The sequence below is a fragment of the Corallococcus terminator genome (assembly GCF_003611635.1).
Lineage (GTDB): Bacteria > Myxococcota > Myxococcia > Myxococcales > Myxococcaceae > Corallococcus > Corallococcus terminator.
The window spans coordinates 53496-75744 of the sequence record NZ_RAVZ01000005.1; the positions used below are offsets into that span (position 1 = coordinate 53496).

Below are 22249 nucleotides of genomic sequence, written 5' to 3' on the forward strand. Positions count from 1 at the left end.
CCCCGTCTGCCTTTCTTGACCGGGAGTGAATACCACGCGGACGCAAGAACACCGGGATGGATTGACAATCATTCGGGCGAAAGACGGTCCGAAAACAGCCCCCCGCTACGTAGGCATGAGAAGTCATTGAAATCCAACGGGAAACCGCCCGCGGGTCGGTGCCACCCCGGAGCAGCCCGCCCCGTTCGCGCTGGACGGGTCCGCCGGACGGTATGCCCTGGATTCAAAAATCCTTGTGGCCGGTGCGGGGCGTGCCGGGTCTCCTGGACAGCCCGGCATTTTTCACGGGCTCCGCCACCGAACCGGAGCATCCCTTGCGCATCCGCCGCCTTGTCTCGCTCGTCCCCTTCCTGTTCCTGGGAAGCGCCTGCGGTACCAGCACCGTCGACGACGCCCAGCCCCTCACGCAGGACAGCGCCCTGGCGACGAAGCCGGCCCGGGGCGAAGGCCTGCGCCGACTCCAGGCCCAGCGCCCGGAGTTCCTGCGGGGCGCGGGGGAGCTGTCCGCCCGCCGCCTCCTGGTGGACCCCCAGGGCAAGGCGCATGAGCGCCTGGCGCAGACCTTCAAGGGCGTCCCCGTCTTCGGCGCCGCGGCCATCGTGCACCTCGCGGAGGACGGCACCGTCGCCAGCGTGACGGACCGGCTCGCCCGCGACCTCAAGGTGGACACCACGCCCCGGCTCAAGCGGGATGAAGCCATCCAGAACGCCCTTGGCACGCTGGAGGACGGAAGCGTGCTGGTGGGCGCGCCCAAGGCGGACCTGCAGATCCTCGCCGACAGCCGGGACACCCGTCTGACGTGGCGGGTGCAGTTGGAGACGGTGAAGACGGACGGCGGGCCGGCGATGCCGAACATCTTCATCGACGCGCACACCGGGGAGACGGTCCGGGACTTCGACAACCTCCAGACCAGCCGCAACCGCAAGACGTACACGGCCAAGAACCGCACGTCCCTGCCCGGGACGCTGGTGCGTTCGGAAACCCAGGGCCCCACGAGCGATGCGCTCCTGAACCAGGCCCACGACCACGCGGGCTTCACGTACGACTTCTACGCGACCCTCTTCGGCCGTGACAGCTACGACGGCCTGGGCACGGACCTCATCTCCACGGTCCACTACAGCAAGAACTACGTGAACGCGTTCTGGAACGGGACGCAGATGGTCTACGGCGACGGCGACGGCGTGCAGTCCTCCGCGCTGACGGTGCTGGACGTCGTCGGCCACGAATTGACCCACGCCGTCACCGACACGTCCTCGGAGCTCATCTACGCCAATGAGTCGGGCGCCCTGAACGAGGCCATGTCCGACATCTTCGGCGCCTCCATCGAGGCGTACCGGGATGGTGCCGTCAGCGCCAACACCTGGAAGATTGGCGAGGAGTGCTGGACGCCGGCCACCGCGGGCGACGCCCTGCGGTACATGAACGACCCGGCCATCGCGGGCGACTACGACTACTACCCCACGCGCTACACGGGCACCTCCGACAGCGGCGGCGTGCACTGGAACTCCGGCATCGCGAACCTGGCCTTCCACCTGATGGTCTCCGGTGGAACCCACCCGCGCGGCAAGACGAGCAACGTGGTGCCGGCGCTCGACGCCAACAGCTACACGGGCATCCTGAAGGGCGCGGCCATCTTCTACCGCGCGAACACCGTCTACCTGACGGCGGGCAGCACCTTCGCGGACGCGCGCGCCGCCACCTCGCAGGCCGCCTCCGACCTGTATGGCGCAAGCGCCGTCGCGTCCGTCAACGAGGCCTGGAGCGCCGTGGGCGTGGCCGCGCCCCCGACCTGGACCGTCCTCACCACGCTGAGCAACGTCGCGGGCAGCCGCAACGGCAACACGAACCTCAGCTACGTCACGCCGACCAACGCGACCGCGATGCGCTTCGCGCTCTCCGGCGGCACGGGAGACGCGGACCTGTACGTGAAGTTCGGCAGCGCGCCCACGACCAGCAGCTACGACTGCCGCTCGGCGGGTGCCAACAACGATGAGAGCTGCACCCTCAACCTCGCGAAGCAGGGCACGTACTACGTCCTGATCCGCGGCTACTCGGCCTTCTCCGGCGCCACCTTCCAGGTCAGCTCCGGCCAGTAATCCCAGAGGGGTTTGCTGCCCCGCCCCACCGGCGCGGTCGCCATTCCCTGGCGGCCGCGCCGGTTTCTTTCGCGGGCTGTTCCAATCGGCTCCCATTGCGACGCGGTGTGACTCCAAGGCGCGTCCCTCCCCGCGCCCCCGAGCGACTGCGGTCCTTCCGCATCACCCCGTAGCCCCGGCGCGCCCGGGCCGTCAGGAGCTACACGAGAGCGCGGAGCAGCCGGGCTTGGACCGGGCCCAGTCGGGCCGCCGGGCCGCGTAGGTTTCGCGGCCCGGTTGCTCGTCGAAGGGGCGTCGCATCACGTCGAGCAGCAGGTGCACCTTCGAGTCATCACCCGCGTGGGCCGCGTCGATGGCTTCCTGCGCCAGGTAGTTGCGCAAGACGTACTTCGGATTCACCGCGTCCATCCGGCGTGCCAGCTCCGCGGGCTCCACGCCCTCGCGCCGCGTGCGCTGCCACCACGATGTGAGCCATTGGAGGCCCCGCGCGAGGTGGGGCTCGGATACGGGCTTGTAGAACGCCTCACGCAGCACGTCCGGAAACGCGTCAGGCGCCGTGGGAGAAAGCACCACGCGGGACAGGCCCCGGAAGAAGAGCGTCATGTCCGTCTCCTCTTCGCCCAGCCAGGCCAGACACGCGTTCACCCGCTCGACGTCCGCTTCATCCTCCAGCGAGGACAGGCCCAGCTTCGCCGCGTAGCGCGCGAGCATCTCCGCGTTCAGCGTGCGCTGGTATTCGAGCATTCCCGCGTGGAGCAGGGTCTCATCCCCTTCGAAGAGCGGCATCAGCGCGACGCCCAGCCGCTCCACGTTCCACATCCCGATGGCGGGCTGGTTGCCATAGCGGTAGCGGCCGTGTTCGGCGTCCGTGGTGTTGGGCGTCCAGTTGGGGTCGAAGTCGTCCACCCAGCCGTAGGGCCCGTAGTCGATGGTGAGCCCGAGGATGGACATGTTGTCGGTGTTCATCACGCCGTGCACGAAGCCCACCGCCTGCCATTGCGCCATGAGCCTCGCGGTGCGGCGCGCGACTTCCTGGAAGAAGGCGGCGTAGGTGTCCTTTGACGGCGCCCCCAGCTCCGGGAAGAACTGCGTCAGCGTGTAGTCCGTCAACTGCTTGAGCAGCGCCACGTCGCCACGGCTCGTGCACAGCTCGAAGTTGCCGAAGCGCAGGAAGCTGGGAGCGACGCGGCAGACGATGGCGCCGGGCTCGTCCTGGGGGTGCCCGTCGTAGAACATGTCCCGGACGACCGAGTCCCCCGTGGCCACGAGCGACAGGGCGCGGGTCGTGGGCACGCCCAGGTGGTGCATGGCCTCGCTGCACAGGAACTCGCGGATGGAGGAGCGCAGCACGGCGCGCCCATCCGCCCGGCGCGAATAGGGCGTCCGGCCCGCGCCCTTGAGTTGCAACTCCAGGAGCCCACCGTCGGGGGTCCGCAATTCCCCCAGCCCGATGGCCCGGCCGTCCCCCAACTGTCCCGCCCAGTGGCCGAACTGATGGCCGCCGTAGTTGGCCGCGTAGGGCACCATGCCCGGCTCCAGCGCGTTGCCCGCCAGCACCCGCACCCACGCCTCGGACCGCAGGGCGTCCTCGTCCAGGCCCAGCAGGCGTGCCACCTCCGGGGAGAAGGCGACCAGGCGGGGCGCGGAGACAGGCGTGGGCTGGACCCGGGACCAGAGCGCTCCCGACACCTGGCGCGACCGGGAGTCCGTGAGCGGGTCTCCCGGGGTGGAGTCAACGAAGCGGGAGGTGAACTGGGGCATGGCGGATGGGTCCTGGGCCCGGCGAGGAGATGGACGGGATGCGGCATTTCTTCACGCTGGGGCCCTCAACATGCCAGTCCTTCGCACTCCAGGGCACCCGGGAGGACCTGGCCCAGGCATCCGTCTCGTGTTGCGGCTTCCCGCGCCGCTGCTCGCAAGGGGCCGGGGCTGGCGCGAGGCGGACACGCGGCGGGGGAAGCTTCCGGCGCATCGTGGGCATCGTCACGGCCTTCACGCTCGGGCACTCGCTCACGCTGGCGGCGGCCCTGGGCGTGCCGCGGCTCCTGTTCCCCGGCCGGGAGTCGAGCGTCGCCGCGGGCTTCGGGCTCGTGCATGGACTCGCCTTCGCCACGGTGCTCGCGAGCACGGGGACCTGGCCCCTGAGCGACAATCCCAGCCGCCCTCCAATACCCTTGGCAGGAGTTGCCCGCGAGGCAACACCGCGTAGCCGGTGAAACAACACACATCATGATTGTCACGCATGGGTAGAAGCGGCGATGGTTCAGGGCAAGCCCCTTCCCCTGGAAATGGATTCCCATGCGCGCTTCCTTCAGACGCTCCGCCCTGATGCTGTTGCTGAGCCTGTGCACCCTGCCGGGCTGCGCGTCGGAGTCGGAGCCAACGCCAGGCGACCCGCCTGACTCGGGCGTGGTGGACACGGGCTGCCCTGCTCCCACGGGCGCGACCGTCACACACCAGGGCACCCTCTCCACCGCGGAGACCTGGAGCGCGACCAGCCCCCACGTCATCTCCTCCGACCTCCAGGTGAACGCCGCGGTGACGGTGGAGCCCTGCACGGTGGTGGGCGTGGAAGCCGACCGCAGGATCGAGGTCAATCCCGGGGGCTCCTTCGTGACGCAGGGCACGCAGGCGAAACCGGTGCGCATCCAGGCGCTGGACCCGAGCAAGCCCTGGGGCGAAATCCTGGTCAACGCGAACAGCTCCGTGCGGCTGACGTGGACGACGCTGTCGGGCGGCGGCAGCCCGTCGCTGTCTGACGCAACGATCCGGGTGCGGGCCGGCGCGAACCTTCCCGGCAACCGGCCGCTGTTCGTGGACCACGTCACCATCCAGGACTCCCGCAGCCCTGGCATCCTCATCAACGGAACCGCCGGCTTCGCGGACAGCTCCACCGCGCTGACCATCACCGGCTCCGGCAGCGAGGAGCAGCCCCAGCCGCTGGTGGTCAACCCCAATGCGCTGGGCACGCTGCCCACCGGCAATTACACGGGCAACCGCGAGGACAGCGTCTTCGTCAGTCCCAACATCGCGTCCGCCACCATCTCCTACCTGGGCGGCAACGCGACGCTGCGCGACCTGGGCGTGCCGTACCACGTGGACGGCCTCACGGTGGGCAACCACGACACCGCCGCGACCCTCACCATCGAGGCCGGCGCCGAGCTGCGCTTCGATCCCGCGCGGACGCTGCGCACCTATGACAGCAAGAGCGCGCTCATCGCCGCTGGCACGGTGCAGCGGCCCGTGGTCTTCACCTCCGCGAAGGCGACGCCGGCGGCGGGAGACTGGGCGGGCCTCCGCTTCGACGGCCACAACTCCGCCAACCGTCTGGAGTCCGTCCGCGTGCGGTACGCGGGCGGTGCCTGCCAGTGCTCCAGCTTCGGCTGCAACTACCTGCCGGGCTCGTTCGATGTGAGCTCCGCCATCCTGCTCTTCCAGGAGCCCTCCTCGCCGTTCATCGCGAACTCCAGCATCGAGGACAGCGCGGGCCACGGCATCCTGCGCGGCTGGAGTGGCACCTCCGCCGCGGACTTCACCGCGACCAACACCTTCGCCCGCATCGCGGCGTGCACGCAGACGACGCCCAGGAGCGCGGAGGGAAGCTGCCCCAACGACCCGCCCTGCCCGCGCGCGCCCTGAAGACGGCTCAGGAGGAGAGGTTCTTGTAATAGACCACGGTGGAGCGAAGGACGCCGCCCGTGTCCTTCGCGTAGCCCGGAATCTCCCCCACCCGCTGCCACTGGTGGTGCTGGTACACGGACTCCGCCGTCGACCCCAACTCCGAGTCCAGCACCAGCAGGGTCCGGCCCACGCCACGCGCGAACCGCTCCACCTCGCGCAAGAGGCGCGAGGAGACGCCCTGGCCCCGGGCGCTCGGATGCACCATCAGCTTCATGAGGTCCGCGCGGTGCAGGCCGTTCTGGCGCAGGCTGGGTGCGAGCTGCACGGATCCGACGATGCGCCCGTCGTGCTCCGCGACCCAGAGCACCAGGCCCGGCCCCAGCGACACGAGCACCCCCTGCCAGTACGCCTCCGCCACCTCCGGCGCGAGCGGCGCCAGGAAGCCAATGGACGCGCCCCCATTCACCGTCGCGAGGATCAGCTCGGTGAGCGCCTGACGCTCCGCGGGGGTCGCCTGTTCCAGTCTCCGGATGGAAGTCATCCCCTGCATCCTACAGCCGCCGGCCCTACTTCGCGGGCGGCTTCGGCGCCGGGCCCGTCCTGGCGCCAGTGAAGCGCATCACTTCCTCCATCAGCAGGCGGCGTCCCCGCTCCGGTCGCTCCAGGTGGACGAAGTGCGTCGCGCCCGGAAGCACGACGGCCTTCACGAAGGTCGCGTGGTCCAGGTGCTCCTGGAGGCGGGTGACGTCCTCGGGCCGGCTCCAGAAATCGTTCTCCGAACGGAGGATGAGGACGCGGCCGGAGATGGAGCCCGCGTCCCAGAGCTGCCGACCGATGGCGAGCAGGAAGCTGTCCTCCAATGCCCCGGACGGAGCCCGGAAGGCGAACGGCGTCCGGGACGGCGCCAGCGGATCACTCGCGAGCGCCTCGCGCTGGAAGGACCCGGCCACCTGGGGGTCGCGCGCCTTGTCCTTGTCCTCCGGAAGTTCGCGGTCCCAGACGGCCAGCACCGACGCCCCGGTGTTCCAACGGTAGGCGCCCAGCCCCTCCGCGTTGAAGCGCCCCGGCCGCTTCGGATCCTCGAAGTCCGTGCCGCGCCCGAGCATCTTGTGCTCGGCGCTTCCCGCGTACAGCGCGTTGAGCAGGATGAGGTGGCTGACGTCGTCCGGATGCAGGCTGGCGTACATCCCCGCCCAATGCCCGCCGGTGGCCCAGCCCAGGAGCCCGACCCGGCGTTGCCCCGTGCGCGCCTGCACCCACGCCACCACCGCCTGCACATCCCGCACGGCCTCGTTCGAGCCCACCAGCGGACGGCCCACCGCGGGCAGCCCCATGGCCTGCGGCCGCGTCGAACCGCCATAGCCCCGCACGTCCATCACGAAGACGGAGTGCCCCGCGCGCGCGAGGTCCTCCGCGAGCGAGCCCCCCTCCACGGGCAGGTCGAAGGACGCCCGCCCCGGAACGCGCGCGCCATGAAGGAGGATGAGCGGCGGAAGTCCCGCCACCTGCATGCCGGAGTCCTTCACCTCCCGCACGGACACCTCGATGCCCGGATCCGACGGGACGAGGAACTCCGCGCGCGCCACCTCCGCCCCCGCGCTGCTCGCGAGCAACAGGCCCAGCAGCCACAGGCTTCGGACAGCGGACGCGGCACTCCGGTGGGTCGTCACATCGGCCTCCTGTGGGGAAACGCGCGTTGAATCCTGCCAGAAGCAGGGCCGGCAGGGGCTGGCCGCACGCCTGCCTGCGTGCTTCAGGGCCACTTCGAGGTCGTTCCCACTGGCGGCCGCGACCCGTGGCGCGACAGGAATCCGTGGAGCGGGCGCATCACCCCATGCCGCGCCTCGTGCAAACCTTGCACGGGGATGCAGACCCTGCACCGTCCCGGCGCCCGGGGTCGTGCAAGGTTTGCACACCTTGAGAGCCTCCTCTGGAGCCGCCCCCCGGCACCGTGGCTGGCACTCCCGTTGCTTTGTCGCCTCCCCGTTCCCCGACGCAAGGCCCGCCTGGAACGGCGTGCCGGATGCGAGCGGGAGCGCCATCTCCAACGCGGCAAAGACAAGGACGGAACTTGATCATGGGTCCCATCACGAAGCAGTCCGTGCAGAAGCTCTTCCTCGCGGTTCCCTTCGCCCTCATCGCGGCAGGCTGCGGCGGCGAAATGGACGGTCAGGGAATGACGGAGGATGCCCAGCCGGAGTCCGCCGCGGAGCCCAGCGCCGTGGAGCCCAGCGCCGCCGACTCCATTGCCAGCACGGAGCAGGCCGTCACGCTGGGCGGCACGTACTGGTGGGGCACCGCCAACAACGGGGACACCACCACCACCATCGGGACCTCCACGAACCGCACCTGCTTCATGACGTCCCTGTTCGGCAACCTGAAGCCGGCCACCGCGGGAAACTGGAGCAGCGCGGGCGTGTATAACTATTCCGGCAACTGGGTGGCCTTCGTCAATCACAGCAACAGCAAGGCGCTGGCCACGGGCATCCAGTGCCTCAACACCGCCACCAACCGCACCTCGGAGGTCACCTGGCGTCAGGGGACCGCGGCGAAGCTGCTGGGCGCGGTCACCGCGGACCGGCGCTGCTTCCTGACGCGGGTGGAGGCGTCCACGAATGCCTTCATCAACGGCGACAGCGAGGTGAAGGTCTGGAATGACGGTCTCAACTGGTACCTGGGCGGCGACCTGACGGGACCGGGCGGCGGCCGGGCCCTGTGCGTGGACGTGCCGACGGGCATGGGCGGCTGGCTGTGGGGTTCGGGCGAGGGCGGTGGCTTCACGGAGAACCTGGCCTACAACGCCGGCGGCGTGGCCTGCCTCCTGTCCGGCGTGGGCGGCCGGTTCACGACCAACAGCTACACGGACGGCGTGTCCATCGACTACAACAGCGGGACCCGTTACTGGGAAATGACGGTCATGAACGGCAAGCGCGGCTACGCCAACTGCGTCAAGTAACACCGCGCTGAATCCCAGACACGGATGCCGGGCCCATGGAGGGGGCGGCCCGGCATCCGCGTCAGCAAGGGCGACTACTCCGCGTAGTAGAAGCCGTTGCCCCACTTGAAGGCCGTGGTGCCGGACGGCGCGCTCATGATGTAGCAATTGGCGCCGTCAAAGCCTCCCTCGATACAGGAGTTGTTCCAGCCGGCCGACACGTAATAGTTGTTCGCCCAGGTGAACGGGTTGCCGTACGGGGGCACGTTCTTGATGAAGCAGTTCGCCCCGTCGAACCACGGGGTGATGAGGCCCCCGCTCCAGTACGGCACCTTCTTGGTGCACGGGGCCGGACCGTTGGCCACCTTGGCGATCCGCATGTCCGTGTTCGCCCCGCCCCAGATCATCGCGTGGATGAGGAGGGCAGGGTTGCCGTTGTTGTTGTAGCTGAACCAGTTGGCGTTGTTGCGGTCCTCGTCGTCGGTGTGGACGAAGCCCGCCGCCAGCCAGTACGCGGACGCGTGGTTGGACGCCGCGAAGACGCCGTACTCCATGCCCAGCGACGGGAAGCCCGGCATGTAATAGTTGGTCGACGGCATGAACATGCAGAAGCGCAGCGTCGTGTTGGAGTTGGAGTTGGACACGTTGGGCCAGAGGTTGCCCGAGCGCCAGTTGGCGTTGTTGCGGTCCTCGTTGTCGAAGTAGCGGATGAACTCCATGCTGCCCAGCGGGCAGACGGAGCCCAGCTTGAGCACGGCGTAGGTCTCCTTGCGCAGGTCGGTGTTCCAGCCGTGGTGCAGGGGCCGGAACTTGGTGCCGTCCACACGGCAGAAGCCAAACCGCGTCCCACCGCTGCTCTGCTGCGTCGCGCCGATCCAGCCCCAGTTGTAGTTGGCGTTGTTGCTGTCTTCGTCATCCATGTAGATCTGGATGAACTCGCTGCCCGCGGGGCAGCCGTTCTTCTTCGGAATCACGCCGACGTCGTAGGGACCAAAGGACATCGCCGCCAGGCCGCGCGTCTTGTCCGACGTGTCCTGGGGAACGGAGGACACCGCGCAGTGCGTCTTGGACATGGCGGAATCCACCTCGTGGCACTGGCCGTCCACGCAGTAGCTGCCGTCCTTGCAGGTGCCGGGGTCGGAGGAAGGCGCCGGCGCCTTGCACGCCTTGAGCGTGGCACCGTTGCACATGGCCTGGGACACGTCCGCGTCCGCCGGGTAGCAGTGCCCCTTGTCGCTGGTCAGGTCGTCGCAATACGCCCCATCCACGCACGTGCCCACGCCCGCCTTCGGATCCGCGAGCTTGCACTCGCACAGCGCCTGCGAGGGCGCGGAGTCCAGCGGCTGGCAACCACAGGCGTCGCAGTAGGCGCCGTCGGAGGAGCACGAACCCTGACCGCAACCGGTCGGGGGCAGGTCGCAGGAGTCGCCCATCGACGCGCCGCCGCACATCACCTGCGAAACCGGGGCGCTGGCCGGATGGCAGAACGCGGCGTCCCCACCACAGGCCGTGCCTTCACAGTAGGAGCCCTCGGAACAGCGGCCCACGCCACAGACGGGGTTGAGCAGGCCACAGGCACACGCCAACTGGGATTTGGGATCCTCCGGCGCATAGCACTTCACGCCGTCACAGTAGCTCTTCTCGACGCAGCCTTCGGGGATGGGGGACTCGTCCGCGGCGCGGGCCGGGGTGGCCCCGAACAGCGCGATGACGAGGAGCGGCATGAACAACGACAATCGGACTTGCATGGGAATGGATGACTCCGTTGGGGGTTGCGGCGGCGCGAACAGCACGCGCCATGCCATTGCATGGCCTTCACTCTGGCGGACCCCACCGCGCGGCGCCTTTCTGTGACGTCTGACGTTACAAAGCGAGAGAATGCCGTGACGGCGAAAGCAACACGGACCTCAAACCGTTGCTTCTCCTTGCATCCCCTTTGGTGAGACCATCGGACGTCGGGCGAACGGCCCGCGCTGGAGGTCACCGAGGCACATGCAAGACGTCGACATCAAGACCGCGGATGGAGTGCTGGACGCGAAGCTGTTCCAACCCGAAGGCCCGGGCTCGTGGCCGGCGGTCATCCTGTGCATGGATGCGATGGGCGTGCGGCCGTCGCTGGAGAGCATGGCGCAACGCATCGCGGCGGCGGGGTATGTCGTCCTGCTGCCCAACGTCTTCTACCGGGACGGGCACGCCTCCAAGCTGGAGATCAAGGGTTCGTTCGAGGACCCGGCGTTCCTCAAGCGCATCTACGCGCTCATCGGGAACCTGACGCCTGAACGGCAGAAGGCGGACACCGCCGCGGAGCTCGACTTCCTGGCCCGGCACCCGTCGGTGCAGCCGGGGTCCAAGGTGGGGGTGACGGGCTACTGCTTCGGCGGGAACGTCGCCGTGCGCATGGCCGCGAACTTCCCGGACCGCATCGGCGCGGTGGCTTCGTCCCATGGCGGAAAGCTGGCGACGGACTCGCCCGACAGTCCCCACCGGCTGGTGGGTCAGGTGAAGGGTGAGCTGTACTTTGGCCACGCGGACAACGACAAGTCCATGACCGCGGAAGACATCCAGACGCTGGAAGCGGCCCTGAAGGCAGCCGGCGTCAGGTACGTGTCGGAGCTGTACCCGGGCGCGCGTCACGGCTACGCGATTGACAACTCGCCCGTGTACCACGCGCAGGCCGCGGAGACGCACTGGCGCAGGATCCTCGAACTGTTCGGTCGCACGCTGCGCGCCTGAGCGCGGGTGCACTGCGTCACCGACTTCGGGGCGCGTCTGGGTCCAGTTCCCCACACGCCCCCGAAGCACGGGGGAGCGACGGCGGACGTCGCGGCTGGAAGCCGGGCATCGTGCCTTCGCGGGTGGGCACGTTCGTGGCGGCGCGTCACCGCCAGGAGGCCATGGGCATGCAAGGACCGGGAGCGCGCAGGGAAGCCGCCCGCATCACCGGGCCGTGGCGGTGGATCGACGCCCTGGCCTTCCAGGGGTACGCCTGGTTCCTCATCCTGGTGGGCGGAGTGTTGGGGCTGCTCGTGCCGCGCTGGGGGCCGCTCGCCTTCGAGGTCTACGCGCGCGGCGTCTTCGACGCGGGCATGCCGGACCAGACCCTGGCGAGCGCCCTCAATCAATACCGGTACATGAAGAGCATGGAGTTTGGTTTCGGGGTCTTTTGCGTGTGCTTCCGCGACCTCATCTACACCGACCGCCGGTTCAACCGCTTCTACCTGGGCATCCTCTTCCTGGGGACGGCGGAGCGGGCGCTGTCGGTCCTGCTGGATGGGATGCCGCGCCCCTTCTATGTCGCGGCCATCTTCATCGAGCTTTCCGTGGGCCTCATCGTCTTCATCTCCACCCGGCGCACGCTGCGGGCGGGGTTGCCTCCGGTGGGTTGACGTCTGGATTTGACCGGGAGTACGACCTGGAGATGACCCCTCCCTCCGTCCATCCGGCGCAGCTCATCGTCGACCTTGGTTTTGGTTTCATCCTGTCCGGCGCGCTGGCCACGGCGGCGGAGCTGGGCGTCGCGGACCAGTTGGAGCAGGGCCCGAAGAGCGCGGCCCTGCTCGCGGAGGCGGTGGGCGCGGAGGCGGCGGCGCTCTACCGGGTGCTGCGGCTGCTGGCGAGCGCGGGCGTGTTCTCCGAGGACGCCGACGGAAACTTCGCGCTCACCCCCGCCTCCGACCTGCTGCGCACCCAGGCCCCCGGTTCCCTGCGCAGCGCGGTGTTGATGCTCACGCAGGACATCTTCTGGGCTCCGACGGGGGCGCTCACGCGGACGGTGCGGACGGGGAAGAACGCCTTCGAGCAGATCTTCGGCAAGCCCTTCTTCGATCACCTCGCGAGCAACGCGGCGGCGGGCGCCACCTTCCACCGGGGCATGTCCAGCCTGTCGGACCTGGAGAATGGCCCCATCGCGCGCAGCTACGACTTCAGCGCCTGCCGGCAGGTGGTGGACGTGGGCGGGGGCCACGGAGGCTTCCTCATCGAAGTGCTCCAGGCCTCGCCGTCGCTCCGGGGCGTGCTCTTCGACCACCGCCATGTCCTGGACGAGGCGCGCATCGGCTCGGCGGGGCTGTCCTCGCGCTGCGAGCTGGTGGAGGGGGACTTCTTCCAGACGGTGCCTTCGGGCGCGGACGCGTATGTCCTCAAGCGCATCCTCCACGACTGGAGCGACGCGGTATGCGTGGACATCCTGCGCCACTGCCGCCGCGAGATGGCCCAGGGCGGCCGGGTGCTGGTGGTGGACACCGTCATTCCGCCCGGGAGCGCGCCCCACGGGGGCAAGGTGCTGGACGTGATGATGCTGGCGTCGCTGCCCGGCCGTGAGCGCACCGAGGAGGACTTCCGCAAGCTCTTCGCCCAGGCGGGCTTGCGGCTCTCGCGCGTCATCCCCACGCCGGCCGCGCTCAGCATCACCGAGGCCGTGGCGGCGTAGAGGACACGGACCGCGGGCGCTTTTTCCCGAATGGAGGAAAAGCACCCGCCCTCGCAGGACCGAGGGGCGACATCTCCGGTTTCACGGCACCACCGCTGGACACGAACGACCGTGGCCGTTTCCGTCCCCCAGCAGGTAGTCAATCCGACCGCACGACGAGCCCTCCTCAAGGAAGGCGCGCACGAAGCCCCCCGCATCGTCATCGCGACAAGTGCCTCCTGGATTGGGAAGGATTCGGGCAAAAACCAGACGGGAATCCAACCCGTTGCATGAGGCCGGGAAGCCGTGAGCCGGCCCCTGAAACACTTCACGCAAGGACCTGACCCCACCGGCGTCACGGCATCTCCTACAGTCTCTTCCTTGACAGTTCCGCCCTGATTGAGTCGAATAAAACAATGACAGCCATCAACACCACGATGTCCTGGACGGCCTTGCCTGAAGTTCCGCAGCACGGAATCCAGGGTGGTGACGTTTTGATCAAGCATGTTTTTGATCGAACGGAGTTCGTGGAGACGGCCATCCGGGCCGGCAATCTCCTGCATGTGTTCGACCATCGAGGATCGAAAACAGCGGAGCACGTTGCGATGGTCGGCACCAGTTCGACCCTCTTCAAGGCGGGGGCTCTCAAGATACACGCAGGTCAGGTGCATCTGGTCGAAGCCGTCTCCGCGGGGATCCTGGCGCGCACCGAAGCCCAGAATGACCTCCTCTGGCGGAGCAATTATTACACCTTGTTTCGAGCGCCCGACCCGAACTTCGCCTACATCAGCAACGGACTGGCGACGCGGCTCTTCAAGAACGCGAATCACGATTGCGTTGTCGAGGAGGTGGATCAGGCTGAGGTTGGGATCAAGAAGTCCCTGGTGCCGTTCGTCAGCAAGGCGCACGAAAAGCCGGCGGTCGCGCAGAAGAACCGCTATGGCTTTGGCAACATGGCGACGTCAGCCCTCCCAAACCTGATTCCTGACTTCATGTCGCGCCATGACAAGCAGGTGCTGGAATACATCCAGGGAACGAACAGCTCGATCGCCTATGTCTGTTCCGCGTTGATCGCGAGCGCGCTTCAAGCCTGGAGAAGGCACACCACCACGGACGAAAAGCGCCTCTTCGTCGACCCTGCGCAGGTGCACCCCTGCGCAGTGGAACACCAGTTGCTCGGCGAAGAACTGGGATGGAAGCGCGTCGGGCGCTGGGGCAAGCAGGTCAAGAGCGCCGAGGACAAGCACGCCGCACACGCGCTGTAGTCGCTCACGCTGACACCAGCGGGCTGGACGGCGCGGCCGCCGTTGTCTAGCGCCTGCCCAGGAGGCCGAAGGGCTTCCACTCCAGGATCTTCAGGTCGAACCCGGCCTGGCGCTTCGCGGCGATCCAGTCCTCCAAGGCACTCAATGCGGCGGCCTCGTCAGCGAAGGGATGACGTTCGCCGTCGCGGGTCACCAGCGTCGTGCCGTCCACGATGGCCGACGTGTACTCCGCCTTGGGGCCGCCATGGTTCGCGAACTCCCGTTCGAGCGGGCCGCGCCCCGGAACCACCGTCGTGACGCGCAGGAAGTCTCCGGTGTAGCGGGCCGCCAGCCGCCGCACCTCCGCTGCCGCGGCGTCGGAGGTCTCGAAGGCGAAGCGGAACGTCTTCAGCGAACCGTTGTTGATGCCCACGTGGAGCTGGACGACAGCGCCGAAGCGTTCGAGTTCCAGGAAGAGGTCGCCCCGCTTGCGCCAGAAGGTGACGCGCTCCGAGGCCCGCTGCTTCACGTCGAGGACGGGCGGCGCCTCCTCCCCGAGGAACCGCTGTCCGTCGAAGATGTGCATGGGGAAGCTGCCCGGGCGCAGCAGCCACACCTCCCCCGTCTTCCGCTGCGCGTAGACGACGTCCTTCGCCCGCGCGTTCTTCGAGGCCCGGGCCGCGATCCCCTCGATGTCCAGCCCCTCCAGCTCCTCGGCGGTAGGCGCGTCCGGCTCGCGGACCTGTCGTGGCTGGGGCGCGTCCAGGAAGACGGGCTCACCCTGCTGGATGCGATTGAAGAGCGCGTCGTGGTGGAGCTCCCCCAGGTCGAGGTTCCAGAGTTCGGGCACGAGGAACGTGGTGGCGAGCGAGGCAGCCTCCTCGCCGGAGCGGCCATTCTCAAGCTGGTGCTCGGCGTGGACCTCGCCGTAGCAGGTGACGTCGTGATCATTCTCGTCGAGGAAGCGCGTGGTGAGGTCACCCGCCACGACGAGGCTGTCATCGTTGTAGATGCCCTGGATGACGTCCCGGACCACGAGGTCGCCGAGCACCAGGAAGTTCCCCGACGTCTTGAGCCCCCATGCCGTGCAGCGGCCCACGACCACGACGGTCGAGTCCGGCCCGCAGTCCTCCAGCACGCCCTCCACCTCCAGGTCCCCCAGGACGATGAGGGGCGCGGTGACGCGCAATGCGCCTGAAGCCCGCGCGTTGCCCGTCACGACCGTGGGCTCGGCCACGGGGGCGTCGAGCACCGCGTCCACGGGCGGCAGGACTTCACGCATCACCACGGCCGCGAAGCCGATGGGTGACAGGGGTCCGGGGCACAGCGCCTGCGCGAGTTCGGAGGGCGACAGCGCGCCGCCCTTGGGGAACGCACCGGCCAGGGACGAGACCGTGGGCGCACCGTGGTGGGAGAGCGCGTCGAGGACGGCACCTTCAAGACGGGCGAGCGTGGCCTCCGCGCGCGGGAGGAACTCATTCTGGGAGAGGAGCATTCGCGCGCATCCTAGCCACGCGAAACACATTGAGTGGGATACGTTCGCGCCATGGCGAACTGGAAGCGGCTGGAGAAGCTCAATGGGGGCGAGAAGATCTACTACGTGGAGCCCCCGCTCGACACGAAGCGCGAGGTCTGGTTCTTCGCTGCGGACAACCGGTTCCGCGTGTGGCGTGACGGCCAGCTCCACAAGGGCGAGGCGAAGCGTCCCCAGGTCGAGGGACCCGTCACGGAGCGCTTCACGCTCTACAAGCTCCTGGAGCAGCTCTTCGTGGACGTGGAGATCCGCAAGGACGCGGCGGTGGTCCGCCGGGGCATGTTGAACGGCGCCGACCTGTCGACGCGCATCGACCCCTCGGAGGTCGCGCTGCTGCTCGCGCACTACCGGGAGCTTGGCTTCCGGGATGGCTTCGCGTGGAACGCGACGAAGACCCGCGTGACGCGGCGGGAGTACCGCAAGGGCGTGTCCACCCGCTGGACGGTGGAGGTGGACGGGAGCACCGTCATCGAGGATGGGCGCAAGGAGTTCCCCACCGCGAGCCGTGAGGCGGCCATCGCGCACGCGGAGAAGCGCATCCGCGCCAGGGAGAAGGCCGGCTTCGCGCTGCACTTGATAGAGCTTTGGAACGCCAAGAACCCCAACCCCGAGCCCCGTCCCCCGAAGGGGGTGTCCGCGAGCAAGCCGTTGCCGAAGCGGCCCGCGCTCGTGAAGCCGAAGGACGCCTGGACGGCGGTGGATGCGGCCATCGACCTGCTCAAGGACCTGCACACGCGCCTGCCGAAGGCGCACTTCGTCACCGAGTGCCTGGAGCCGAAGGCGGACCGGGCGCGCATCACCTCCGTGGAGAACGCGGCGTCCTTCTTCCTGCGCATGCACAAGGCCCGCGTCGGGCGCTGGGCGAAGGCGAAGCCCCGCGCGCCGAAGAAGGGCGAGTCGAGCTGGGCCTACTTCCGCCGGGTGTACGGCTCCATCACGTGGATCCTCGACGGCCAGGCAGACCCGGGACTGTCGATGTTCTACTGCGGCAACGTCACCGGCGGCGGCTGGAGCTGCCTGGAGATCGACAGCGACAGCGACTACCCGCTCGACGACCTGGTGGAGCTGACGGGCAACGAGGAGCTGGCCGACCTCGTGGTGTTCCACGGAGGCTGGCACCACGACCTGTCGTTCGCGTTCGACCCGCGCGAAGTGTCCCCCACGGGCGAGCAGGCCATCATCCCGTTTGGCGACAACCTCACCCGGCTGCCACGGCGGGTGAAGCCCGAGCGCATCGTTCCGTTCGGAGACTGGCTCTACCGGCGCGTCGTGGCCCTGACGAAGGTCGCGGAGCGGAACCTGCGCGAGCTGAACTGAGCGGGGCCCGCCATGCGCCAACGGTTGCTCTCCATCTTCGGCGGCTCGGTCGGCAACCTCATCGAGTGGTACGACTTCTACGTCTACTCGGCCTTCTCGCTGTACTTCGCGCCGGCGTTCTTCCCGGACGCCGACCCCGTCGTGCGGCAGCTCAACACCGCGGGCGTGTTCGCGCTCGGGTTCCTCATCCGGCCCGTCGGGGGTTGGTTGATGGGGCTCTACGCGGATCAGCGGGGGCGCAGGGCCGCGCTGACGTTGTCCGTCACGCTGATGTGCCTGGGCTCGTTCGTCATCGCGGTGTGCCCGACCTACGCGCGCATTGGCGTGGCGGCGCCCATCGTGTTGATGCTGGCGCGCCTGCTCCAGGGCCTGTCGTTGGGAGGCGAGTACGGCACCAGCGCCACGTACCTGAGCGAGGTGGCGACGTCCCGTCACCGGGGCTTCTACAGCTCCTTCCAGTACGTCACGCTCATCCTGGGCCAGTTGTTGGCGACGATGACGTTGCTGGTGTTGCAGCGGCTGGTGCTGACCGGGCCGCAGTTGGAGGCCTGGGGCTGGCGCATCCCGTTCCTGGTGGGCGCGGCGCTGGCCATCTTCGGCTTCTACATGCGGCGCAACATGGTGGAGACGGAGGCCTTCACCCGGGAGGCGGCGAAGGGGACGGAAGACCAGCCGATGCGGGAGCTGCTGCGGCACCCGAAGGAGCTGGGCATCGTGGTGGGGCTCACGATGGGCGGGACGTTGGCCTTCTACACATACACCGTCTACATGCAGAAGTTCCTGGTGAACTCGGTGGGGCTGACGCGGGACGAAGCGACGCTCATCTCCGCCGGGTCGCTGTTCCTCTACATGTTGTTGCAGCCGGTGTTCGGGTTCATCTCGGACAAGGTGGGGCGCAGGCCCGTGCTGCTGTGGTTCGGCGTGATGGGGACCTTGTGCACGGTGCCGCTGTTGACCGCGCTGACGCGGACCCGGGAGGCCTCCACCGCCTTCCTGCTGGTGTTCGCGGCGCTGGTCATCCTCTCCGGCTACACGTCCATCAACGCCGTGGTGAAGGCGGAGCTGTTCCCCGCGCGCATCCGGGCACTGGGCGTGGGGCTGCCCTACGCGCTGACGGTGTCGCTCTTCGGCGGCACGGCGGAATACGTGGGCACCCGGCTGAAGCTGGCCGGCCATGAACCCTGGTTCTTCTGGTACGTGACCGGCTGCATCCTCTGCTCGCTGCTCGTCTACGCCTTCATGCCGGACACACAGCGGCACAGTCGCATCGAACCGGGCGTGGAGGGTTCGTGACCGCACGTCCGTTCATGCGCCGGGCTTTCTTTCCCACGCTCCTGCTGGTCCTGGCATGCACGGGTCACAGGCGGCTCTACTACCTGCGGTCCGAACTGCCCATCCTGGAGGGGAGGTTCGACCTCGCGGTGGTTCCGGGCCCCTGGCCGCACGACAATGTGCCCAGCGTCGTCTCGGACACGGCGACGGTGCCAGACGATCTGGTGCTACCGACGCTCAGGACCCTGATGGCCTTGCCGGGAGCGACAGACGCGTGCGACCCGAATACGGGGAGGCCACGCCCGGATGCCTCCGAATACTGCGTCGCCATCTACAAGACTCCGCAGGACTGGCGCGTCTCATGGCCCATCCGCAATCTGCTCAATGAGCGCAACGCCTGTCAGCCTCCATTCGGAGGGGTGGAGGACGAGTCCTTTGGCCGGGAGGTCCCCATCGTCGGCTTCGCGCACAATCATCCCTGCGGCACCCTGATGAGCGGCCCGGACCTGACCCAGTTTCCAGCACTAAAGATGGCGGACGGATTGTGGACGATGGTGTCCTATGCGGCGAGCCCGAGCGGTAGGCTGGCGCGCGACTCGCACAACCAGTTGATTCCCGCGTGGGCCTGGCTCGCCACCGGCCACAAGGATGAGCCCCGCTTCTACAAATGGAATCCAGCGGGAGAGGTCTTCCGCTGGAAGGAGGACACGACGCAGTGGGAATTCCAGGCGCTCTGTCACCCGCAGGAAGCATCCGGTCTGCGCGGTCCCAGGACGCTTCTGCCTCGCTGTTCTCCCACGCTGAAGTGGTAGCCGCGCACAGGAGCACCGGTCCATGATGAATCCTCCGCATTACCTCCTCCTGCTGACGCTCCTGATGGATGGGGGGACTCCCCCGCCCCCGTCGGGAGGAGCCAAGGCGGATGCAGGCTTCATGTCGCCCTCCCCAAGCGCGACGAAGCCAGATGGGGGCACGCCTTCTCGCGCGCCCATCCTCGCGGAGGGTATCGAATGGCCCGACGACTTGCGTCCGCTGGCCACGTTGGATGGCCCCGCGCTCATGGCCGCGCATGCCGCGCTGCAGAAGCTGCTGGCGAGCTTCCCGAAGGAATACGCGAGCGATTGCTCCTACTCCGCCAAGGCCATGGAGGTTGTTGTTGCCCAGCATGGCGGGCTCTACTTCGTCGAGATCAACCGACGCCTGGAGAAGTGCGGTTGGGCAGTCCCCGGCTTCAACCCTTCCCCCCACTGGTTCGAACTGTATGCCGTCTCACCTGAGGGCAAGGTGCTGGCGCGCTACCCCTACCATCCCTGAGCAAGCAGGGCTGACTCAGTGCACCCGGGTCGCACGCAGGTCACACAGGGGGCGCCAGGTGGTTCCGTCGTCCGACTGCTCCCAGTGGATGTCCATCCGCTGATCGCCGTTCGCGAAGGACATCGTCACGCGCTCGTGCGCTCCCGCGAACTTCCAGACGCCGTCCTGCTCTCCGCCTTCGTAGACCCGCGCATACCCGGAGTTGTCGAACAGGTGCATGCGGTAGCGCTGACGCTCCGCATCGAAGCCGATGATCCGCGTGCTCTCCAGGCGCTCCTCCGCGAAGTGCATCACCCCGCGACAGCTCAGGAAGAAGCCTCCCGGCAGCCACTCGTAGCGGTCGACCGCGGTGGCCTTCGCCTGCGCATGCGGCCCGGACGCTTCTCCCAACACCCCTTCCGCCTTCCACTCCCCGACGAACACCTCCAGCCGCTGGTGCTCGGGCCCCAGCCGGGGCGCCGCCTCCCCGCTCCCCTGCTTCACATCCTCCCGGGTTGCCTCCCCCACCTCGCGTGACGGATCCATGGGGTCTCCTTTCGCTCGGAACCCCGAGCGGTGGATGCCGCGTCCAGGCACAAGGTGAGGAGCCGCGAACAGGCGTGCAAGCCGGAGCCCGGTTTGAACGAATCCCGCCATTCACGGGAGGTCCATTCGCGCAGGACATCCCGGTTTACTAGGCTTCCCGCCGTGACCTCCTACACGATGTTGCATCTGGCGCTCACGGGCGCGTTCGTGGTGCTCGCGCTCGTGCACTTCGCGACCTGGGCCGCGGTGCGCAGTCAGCGCGTGCAGCTCTGGCTGGCCGCCAGCTTCCTGGGCTTCGCGGCCATCAGCTTCTCGGTGGGGGTCGCCAGCAGCGAGGCCAGCGCGATGGTCGCCGACACGCGCCCCTGGTTGCTGCTGGGCGCCCTCACGTCCATTCCCCTGCCCTACACCCTGCTTCGCGTCCTGTGGTCGCTCCTGGACCTGCCGCTCACCCGCTGGCGGCGCGTGATGCTGGGCGTCACCGTCGCGCTCGGCGCGGTGCGGGTGGTCGACACCCTCCTCTCGCTCCGCCTGCCCGCGGCGACCGGCCTCACGTCGGAGCAGTTGTCGCGCGCGACCGCCGGCCTGGGCCTTCCGCTGTTCTGGCTGCTCGCCGTCGTCGTCGGTGGGACGTGGGCCGTGGAAGCCATCCGGCTGTTGAAGCGCCGGGGCGCGATGGCCGTGGCCGTGCTCATCGCCGCGCTCTGCGCGTTGACGCTCCTGGGCCGAGAGCTCGCCATCGACCTGGGATGGACCGACGGCCTGCACGTGTTCGCGCTCGTCGGACTGCCCTTCCTCCTGCTGTCCTCCACCGCGCTCGCCATCCTCACCGCGCGCTCGCTGCGGGGCGCGGACCTGGGCACGGGCATCCACCGCTACCGGCGACTCGTGCGGCTGGGACGCGGGGGCATGGGCGAGGTGTGGCTCGCGGTGCGCACCGGCCGCGCGGGCTTCCACCGGCTGGTCGTCCTCAAGCGGATGCTGGATGGCGGGGACGCAGAGGAGGCCGAGGTCCGCGTCCACCGCTTCATCGGCGAGGCCCGCACCTCCGCCCGCCTGCACCACCCCAACATCGTCTCCGTGCATGACCTGGGGCAGCTCGACGGCGCCTGGTTCATCGTCATGGAGTACCTGAGCGGCGTGAACGGGTTCGAGATCATCCAGCGCGCCATCAAGCACGGTCCGCTTCCGCTGGAGGTGATTGTCGAAATCGGCCAGCAGGCCCTGCGCGGACTGGCCTACGCCCACGAGCGGGGCGTCACGCACCGGGACATCAGCACGGACAACCTGGTCGTCTCCTTCGACGGCGTGGTGAAGGTCGTCGACTTCGGCATCGCCCAGGGCACGGGCGCGTCCCCCGAGCCCGTCGCCGGCACCGCCATCGTGCCCGTGGAAGGCCGGCTCACGCAGGAAGGCGGCATCATCGGGAAGCTGGCATACATGCCCCCCGAGCGCCTCGAGGGCGCGGAGGCGACGCCCTCCGGCGACCTGTTCGCGCTGGGCTGCGTCCTCTACGAACTGCTCTCGCGCAGGGTGCCCGCCATCGCCCCCACCGCCAGCCTGCTTCCGGGACTGGAGCGCCCCGAGTCCCCCACCGCGTCGGGCGTGCTCCGGAGCGTGCTCGAAACCGCGCTCCAGCCCCGGCCGGAGCTGAGGTTCGCGGACGCGAAGGCCTTCCACCTCGCCCTCGAACCCGCGCGGCAGGTGCTGCCCGCGGTGGACCTCGCCGGGTGGCTGCGCGCCCACTTCCCGCAGCGCTGGGCCCGCGAACAGGACCTGGTGGAGCTGAGCGACCCCACCCCCAGCGAGGTCGAGGCACTCCTCAAGGGCCCGCCGCGTCCCAGGACCGAGAAGACCACGACGCCCGTGCAGTCAGCCGCGCCGACGGAGGTCCTGACGCCGCCCCTGGAGGCCCCGGAGACCGTGCCCATCAAGCGCTCTTCCTGAGTCCGGAAGCCAGACATGCTAGATGCGCCAGCGCTC

At 68.5% G+C, this 22249-nt stretch carries 19 protein-coding genes; 13 read left to right on the forward strand and 6 right to left on the reverse strand.

Features of this window, described 5'->3' with window-relative positions; all coding sequences use genetic code 11:
- Positions 1 to 314: 314 nt before the first annotated feature.
- A complete protein-coding gene (locus tag D7V88_RS01700) occupies positions 315 to 2096 on the forward strand; it encodes a M4 family metallopeptidase (RefSeq protein ID WP_120538851.1) in 1782 nt (593 codons plus the stop codon).
- 192 nt (positions 2097 to 2288) lie between these two features.
- Here D7V88_RS01700 and D7V88_RS01705 read toward each other — a convergent pair whose 3' ends face one another.
- A complete protein-coding gene (locus D7V88_RS01705) occupies positions 2289 to 3857 on the reverse strand; it encodes a protein adenylyltransferase SelO (RefSeq protein WP_120538828.1) in 1569 nt (522 codons plus the stop codon).
- Positions 3858 to 3895: 38 nt separating this feature from the next.
- On the opposite strand from D7V88_RS01705, the gene D7V88_RS43770 reads away from it, so the two are divergent.
- Together D7V88_RS43770 and D7V88_RS01715 are read left to right on the forward strand one after the other, a co-directional pair.
- Positions 3896 to 4312 carry a hypothetical protein gene (locus D7V88_RS43770; protein ID WP_208726058.1) on the forward strand — a complete coding sequence of 139 codons (417 nt, stop codon included), beginning with the start codon at positions 3896 to 3898 and terminating at the stop codon, positions 4310 to 4312.
- Between the two features lie 82 nt (positions 4313 to 4394).
- A complete protein-coding gene (locus D7V88_RS01715) occupies positions 4395 to 5735 on the forward strand; it encodes a beta-helix domain-containing protein (RefSeq protein ID WP_120538829.1) in 1341 nt (446 codons plus the stop codon).
- 7 nt (positions 5736 to 5742) lie between these two features.
- Here the strand turns inward: D7V88_RS01715 and D7V88_RS01720 are convergent, their stop codons facing one another.
- Positions 5743 to 6258: a GNAT family N-acetyltransferase gene (locus D7V88_RS01720; RefSeq protein ID WP_120538830.1), complete on the reverse strand. Its 516-nt coding sequence runs from the start codon at positions 6256 to 6258 to the stop codon at positions 5743 to 5745.
- Between the two features lie 25 nt (positions 6259 to 6283).
- On the reverse strand, positions 6284 to 7387 hold the full coding sequence (locus D7V88_RS01725; RefSeq protein WP_120538831.1) for an alpha/beta fold hydrolase: 1104 nt from the start codon (positions 7385 to 7387) through the stop codon (positions 6284 to 6286).
- Between the two features lie 407 nt (positions 7388 to 7794).
- On the opposite strand from D7V88_RS01725, the gene D7V88_RS01735 reads away from it, so the two are divergent.
- Positions 7795 to 8673: a hypothetical protein gene (locus D7V88_RS01735; RefSeq protein WP_244237905.1), complete on the forward strand. Its 879-nt coding sequence runs from the start codon at positions 7795 to 7797 to the stop codon at positions 8671 to 8673.
- Between the two features lie 74 nt (positions 8674 to 8747).
- Here D7V88_RS01735 and D7V88_RS01740 read toward each other — a convergent pair whose 3' ends face one another.
- Positions 8748 to 10400, reverse strand: coding sequence for a hypothetical protein (locus tag D7V88_RS01740; RefSeq protein ID WP_147448566.1), 1653 nt, complete (start codon positions 10398 to 10400; stop codon positions 8748 to 8750).
- A gap of 244 nt (positions 10401 to 10644) precedes the next feature.
- Between D7V88_RS01740 and D7V88_RS01745 the strand changes: the two genes are divergently transcribed.
- From D7V88_RS01745 to D7V88_RS01760, 4 genes are all read left to right on the forward strand, one after another.
- A complete protein-coding gene (locus D7V88_RS01745; protein WP_120538834.1) occupies positions 10645 to 11385 on the forward strand; it encodes a dienelactone hydrolase family protein in 741 nt (246 codons plus the stop codon).
- Positions 11386 to 11495: 110 nt separating this feature from the next.
- A complete protein-coding gene (locus D7V88_RS01750) occupies positions 11496 to 12038 on the forward strand; it encodes a DUF4345 family protein (protein ID WP_147448567.1) in 543 nt (180 codons plus the stop codon).
- Positions 12039 to 12070: 32 nt separating this feature from the next.
- Positions 12071 to 13081, forward strand: a complete 1011-nt coding sequence (locus tag D7V88_RS01755; protein WP_120538836.1) for a methyltransferase — start codon at positions 12071 to 12073, stop codon at positions 13079 to 13081.
- Positions 13082 to 13476: 395 nt separating this feature from the next.
- Positions 13477 to 14325, forward strand: coding sequence for a hypothetical protein (locus tag D7V88_RS01760; protein WP_147448568.1), 849 nt, complete (start codon positions 13477 to 13479; stop codon positions 14323 to 14325).
- Between the two features lie 46 nt (positions 14326 to 14371).
- Here D7V88_RS01760 and D7V88_RS01765 read toward each other — a convergent pair whose 3' ends face one another.
- A complete protein-coding gene (locus D7V88_RS01765; RefSeq protein WP_120538838.1) occupies positions 14372 to 15799 on the reverse strand; it encodes an RNA-binding protein in 1428 nt (475 codons plus the stop codon).
- A gap of 51 nt (positions 15800 to 15850) precedes the next feature.
- Between D7V88_RS01765 and D7V88_RS44130 the strand changes: the two genes are divergently transcribed.
- From D7V88_RS44130 to D7V88_RS01790, 4 genes are all read left to right on the forward strand, one after another.
- Positions 15851 to 17155, forward strand: a complete 1305-nt coding sequence (locus D7V88_RS44130; protein ID WP_244237906.1) for a hypothetical protein — start codon at positions 15851 to 15853, stop codon at positions 17153 to 17155.
- A 12-nt stretch (positions 17156 to 17167) separates the two neighbouring features.
- Positions 17168 to 18448, forward strand: a complete 1281-nt coding sequence (locus tag D7V88_RS01780) for an MFS transporter (RefSeq protein WP_120538839.1) — start codon at positions 17168 to 17170, stop codon at positions 18446 to 18448.
- Positions 18445 to 19239, forward strand: a complete 795-nt coding sequence (locus D7V88_RS01785) for a hypothetical protein (protein WP_244237907.1) — start codon at positions 18445 to 18447, stop codon at positions 19237 to 19239. Before D7V88_RS01780 ends, D7V88_RS01785 begins: the two co-directional genes overlap by 4 nt.
- Positions 19240 to 19360: 121 nt before the next feature.
- A complete protein-coding gene (locus D7V88_RS01790; RefSeq protein ID WP_244237908.1) occupies positions 19361 to 19741 on the forward strand; it encodes a hypothetical protein in 381 nt (126 codons plus the stop codon).
- Between the two features lie 15 nt (positions 19742 to 19756).
- Here the strand turns inward: D7V88_RS01790 and D7V88_RS01795 are convergent, their stop codons facing one another.
- Positions 19757 to 20266 (reverse strand): DUF1579 family protein, encoded by a 510-nt coding sequence (locus tag D7V88_RS01795; protein ID WP_158624967.1) that lies wholly within the window; start codon positions 20264 to 20266, stop codon positions 19757 to 19759.
- A 162-nt stretch (positions 20267 to 20428) separates the two neighbouring features.
- Between D7V88_RS01795 and D7V88_RS01800 the strand changes: the two genes are divergently transcribed.
- Entirely contained in the window at positions 20429 to 22213 is a 1785-nt protein-coding gene (locus D7V88_RS01800; protein WP_244237909.1) for a serine/threonine-protein kinase, read from the forward strand.
- The last annotated feature ends 36 nt before the right edge of the window (positions 22214 to 22249 follow it).